Annotated in this window: 4 protein-coding genes and 1 riboswitch; of the genes, 3 read left to right on the top strand and 1 reads right to left on the bottom strand. The window is 67.4% G+C overall.

Annotation, left to right across the window (positions count from 1 at the left end; translation table 11 throughout):
- Positions 1-72 precede the first annotated feature (72 nt).
- Positions 73-1,053 carry a galactitol-1-phosphate 5-dehydrogenase gene (locus FWJ67_RS10670; RefSeq protein ID WP_304172871.1) on the bottom strand — a complete coding sequence of 327 codons (981 nt, stop codon included), beginning with the start codon at positions 1,051-1,053 and terminating at the stop codon, positions 73-75.
- 447 nt (positions 1,054-1,500) lie between these two features.
- Here FWJ67_RS10670 and FWJ67_RS10665 point away from each other — a divergent pair, with 447 nt between their 5' ends.
- The 3 genes from FWJ67_RS10665 to FWJ67_RS10655 all read left to right on the top strand — a co-directional run.
- The gene (locus FWJ67_RS10665) at positions 1,501-2,445 is read left to right on the top strand and encodes a sugar-binding transcriptional regulator (protein ID WP_304172869.1); all 945 of its coding nucleotides are present in this window, start codon (positions 1,501-1,503) and stop codon (positions 2,443-2,445) included.
- Between the two features lie 28 nt (positions 2,446-2,473).
- Complete coding sequence (gene deoC, locus FWJ67_RS10660) at positions 2,474-3,178, top strand: deoxyribose-phosphate aldolase (RefSeq protein WP_304172867.1); 705 nt, start codon at positions 2,474-2,476, stop codon at positions 3,176-3,178.
- Between the two features lie 167 nt (positions 3,179-3,345).
- Positions 3,346-3,481, top strand: a riboswitch (cyclic di-AMP (ydaO/yuaA leader).
- A 198-nt stretch (positions 3,482-3,679) separates the two neighbouring features.
- The coding region (locus FWJ67_RS10655; RefSeq protein WP_414482806.1) for a SulP family inorganic anion transporter at positions 3,680-4,148 on the top strand (469 nt) is incomplete at its 3' end.

Here is a 4,148-nt window from a genome sequence, read left to right as displayed (position 1 = left end):
AATGTCAGGTGCTCCGCTCCCCGGAAGACCCCGCCCAGCCGACCGCCGTCCCGAGGGCCTCACCCGATCAGGCTAGGCGACCTCGAAGACGACCTTGATCATCTCGTGACCCGGCTGGGCCAATTGGTGAAAGACCGACGGGGCTTCGGAGAGCGGGAAGCGATGGGTGATCAACGGGCGCGTCCGAAGACGGCCACGGGCGATGAAGTCCAGGGCAATGCGCCAGTCGTTGGAGGCGGTGGCGCTGAAGTCGGCGTTCCACGAACCCCGCACCGTCAACTCGTGCCGCAGGATGCGGTCGACGTGGGCGGGCGAGAGCTCGAGGCCCCGGTGGCTGATCCCGTAGAAGACCGCCACCCCCCGCTTCTTCAGGGCCGCAATGCACTCCGACTGGCCGCCGGGGCTCCCCGAAAACTCGAGCGCCGCATCGACGCCCTCCCCGTCGGTCAACTCGCGAATCATGTCAGCCGCCGAACCCTCGGTCGGGTCGATGGTGGCCGAAGCGCCCAGCTCCATGGCCAGCTGGCGCTTCCGCTCCACGGGCTCGACGACGATCACCTGCTTGGCCCCCAGCAGAAGCGCCCACTGGGTGGCGCAAAGGCCGATGGGGCCCGCTCCGAAGATGGCCACTCGGGCGCCGGGCTGCACGCTGGCCCGCCGGATGGTGTGGAGGGCGCCGCCAGCGGCCTCCACCGTCGCCGCCTCTTCAAACTCCACCGAGTCCGGGACGGGCAGCAGGTTGGCCTCGGGCACGGCCACGTACTCGGCAAACCCCCCATCCCGGCGGGAACCCAGGTAGGAGTACCGGTCGCACAGGTTGTACTGCCCCCGCTCGCAGGGCTCGCACTGGCGGCAGGGGATGAGCGGGATCACCGTCACCCGTTGCCCATCCCGCCCCGCGCCCACAACCTCCCCAGAAAACTCATGGCCCGGAATCAGCGGGTAGTGGTAGGCGCCGCCCGGTCCGGTAATGCGGTAGATGTCCGAACCACACACGCTGGCCCGGCGCACCCGGACCAGCACCTCGCCCGGCCCCGGGGCAGGGTCTGGCACGTCCTCGTAACGGAGATCCCCTGGTCCATGAAGAACAGCGGCTTTCATTGGCACCCAACTCCCTCTTCACGTGACTCCCGCTGGAAAAGCCAGACGGACTGGCTCCGACCCTCCCGGCTGCGGGCCGCCCCGCCTGGCGCCCCGCACCTCCCGGAGCGAGCGGTTGCTGCAAAAATGTGCAACCTGATTTGATCTGTGTTGCGCTGTTCGACGAAGAGGGTTCAACTTCCTTCCGGCGAATGCATTTTTTGTCCGGATAGGATTGCACGTTTTTTCACAAGGGGGAACTTGGGGCTTCCGGCCCCCGGCCACCTGCAGACGAGCGGGTTGTCGGTATAATGGCAAACGGGGAACGGCAGCTTCGATTTTGGTCCCCATGCAGAGCATCCGACCACGGGCCAGCGACGGAAAGCAGGTGGCTCAGTGACCACAGCAGGAGAACAGCGGGTGGAAGTTCTGGTCAAAGTCGCCCGTCTCGCCTACGACCACGGCTTGAGCCAGGGTGAGATCGCCAAGCGGATTGGAACGTCCCGGAGCACCGTCTCCCGCATGCTGCGCGAGGCGCGGGAACGGGGCATCGTCACCGTGGTGATCCATGATCCCACGGAGCGGGCGGAGAAGCTGAGCCAGGCGCTGAAGGAGACCTACGGCCTCAAAGAGGCCATCGTCGTGCCCACGGAACTGGAATCGGAACCGGCCGTTCGGCCGCTGCTCGCCCAGGCGGTGGTGGGCCTCCTAGCCGATGTGGTGCGGGACAACGACATCGTGGGCGTCTCCTGGGGGCGAACCATGGGCGAGATCGCCCGCCGCCTCCACCCCATGACCAAGCGAGGGGTCTCGGTCGTCCAGCTGAACGGGGGGTTGAACCGGGCCGACCTGCCTGGTTACCCCAACTACGTCACGGGGCGGTTTGCGCAGGCCTTCGGGGCCACCGCCTACGTGCTGCCGGTTCCGGCCATTGTGCGGATGCCCGCCTTACGCCGGGAGCTGGAGAGCGATCCGGCCACCAAGACGGTGCTGGACCTGGCCCGGAACGCGTCCGTCGCCTTGTTCAGCGTGGGGGTCATCGGGGTCGAGTCGGTCTTGGTCCAGAGCGGCTACCTCCAGCTCCACGAGCTCCAGCAGCTCCAGCTGCGGGGCGCGGTCGGGGACGTCATCGGCCGCTACTACGACAGCCGGGGCCAGATCTGTGACCGGGAGCTGGACAGCCGGACCATTGGCATCGAACTCGCCGAGTTGAAAGAGAAGCGGTACGCCATTGCCGTGGCTGGGGGCGTGGAGAAGCGCCAGGCCATCCGCGGCGGCCTCCTCGGCGGCTACTTCAACACCTTGGTGACGGACCAGTTTACCGCGTTGGAGTTGGTCAAGGCCGGTCGCCAGGAGACGGCCTAAGGGAGACCCAAAGGGAGGCGAAGGACCAATGGCAGCGGCCAACCAGGCTGCGTTACCCAGCAAAGCCGAGATCGCACGGACCATTGATCACACCCTGCTCGATCCCCGGGCTGATGTGGAAGGGATCCGGAAGGTCTGCCGGGAGGCGGTGGAGCACGGCTTCTTCAGCGTCTGCGTCAACCCCAGCTACGTGAAGCTGGCCGCCCAGGAGCTGGCCGGCACCGGCATCGCCGTCTGCACCGTGGTGGGCTTTCCCCTGGGGGCCACCACCACCGCCACCAAGGTCCATGAGGCGGCGGAAGCGGTGGAGCAGGGGGCCGAGGAGATCGACATGGTGCTCAACCTGGGGGCCATCAAGTCCGGCGATCTGGAGCTCGCCCAGCGGGACATCCAGGAGGTGGTCCGGGCCGCGGCGCCCAAGGCGGTCAAGGTGATCCTGGAGACCTGCTACCTGACCGACGAGGAGAAGCGGACGGCCTGCCGTTTGGCGGTGGACGCGGGAGCGGCCTTCGTCAAGACCTCCACCGGGTTCGGCAGCGGCGGCGCCACCCTCCACGACGTGCGGCTCATGCGGCGGGCCGTCGGCGACCAGGTGGGGGTGAAGGCCTCGGGCGGCATCCGGGACATTGAAACGGTGCTGGCCATGCTCGACGCTGGGGCCACCCGGATCGGGGCCAGCAGTTCGGTGAAGATCATGGCCCAACTGGAGGAACGGTTGGCCGAGGGGGCGTAGCAGACCGCCGGAAGCGCCCCTCGGGCAGGCGGGGGTGGTGGCGGGAGGCCCGTGGCCGGGAGGACCACGCTGGCCGTGGGCCGCCGGGTGCCGGCGGCCCAGAACCTCCACCGCTCCTTGATTTTCCTCCCAGGCATGGTAGACTAGAAGACGCTTTGATTCATCGAGGAAACCCATCTCCGAAGCCCGTCCCCGGGCGCGGGGGACCCACACGTCTCTGGGGTGAATCCTGGCCTGGTCAGGTAGGGCCACTTGGTGACCCGAGCCCGTCAGCTAACCCCGTAGGAGTGACCAAGCGGATGGTCAGCCTGGTTTTGCGGGCTGGGCATGCGCTTTTTTCTTTCCAGCCCGACCGCCTTCCGTGGGTCCCCGGTCTGTTCCTGATGCCTGAAGGACGTTCATCCTGAGGCACATCATCGACTGCATCATCGACGACATGACGAGGTGACGCCTTTGACCCTTTCGAGTCGTCTCCGTTGGGAGCGTCTCCGCGGGGACGTGATGGCCGGTCTCAGCGTGGCCGTGGTGGCCCTCCCGCTGGCGATGGCCTTCGGGATCGGAAGCGGCGCGGGAGCTGCCGCCGGTTTGTACGCCGCCATCTTTGCCGGCTTTGTAACCTCCCTGTTCGGAGGGAGCGAGTATCAGATCAGCGGACCCACCGGCGCCATGACGGTGATCTTGGTCGACGTGGTCTCCCGCTACGGGGTGGAGGGGATGCTCCTGGCGGGGGCCATGGCCGGGGTCCTGCAGATCCTGTTGGGCCTCTTCCGCCTGGGCCGCTTTGTCAAGTACCTCCCCCAGCCGGTCATCTCAGGCTTCACCACCGGGATCGCTACCCTCCTCTTCCTCTCCCAGCTGGAGGCCGCGGGCCAGGAGCCCCTCATCGCCCTGGTGACCGTCGGGGTCATGCTTCTGGCCAAGCGGGTGAAGACGCCCATCCCCGCCTCCTTGTGGGGGCTGGGCGCGGCGG

It is taken from the genome of Limnochorda sp. (assembly GCF_047459355.1).
Classification (GTDB): Bacteria; Bacillota; Limnochordia; order Limnochordales; family Limnochordaceae; genus Limnochorda.
The sequence above is the reverse complement of the archived record's forward strand: the minus strand, read 5'-3'. Positions and strand labels throughout refer to the sequence as shown.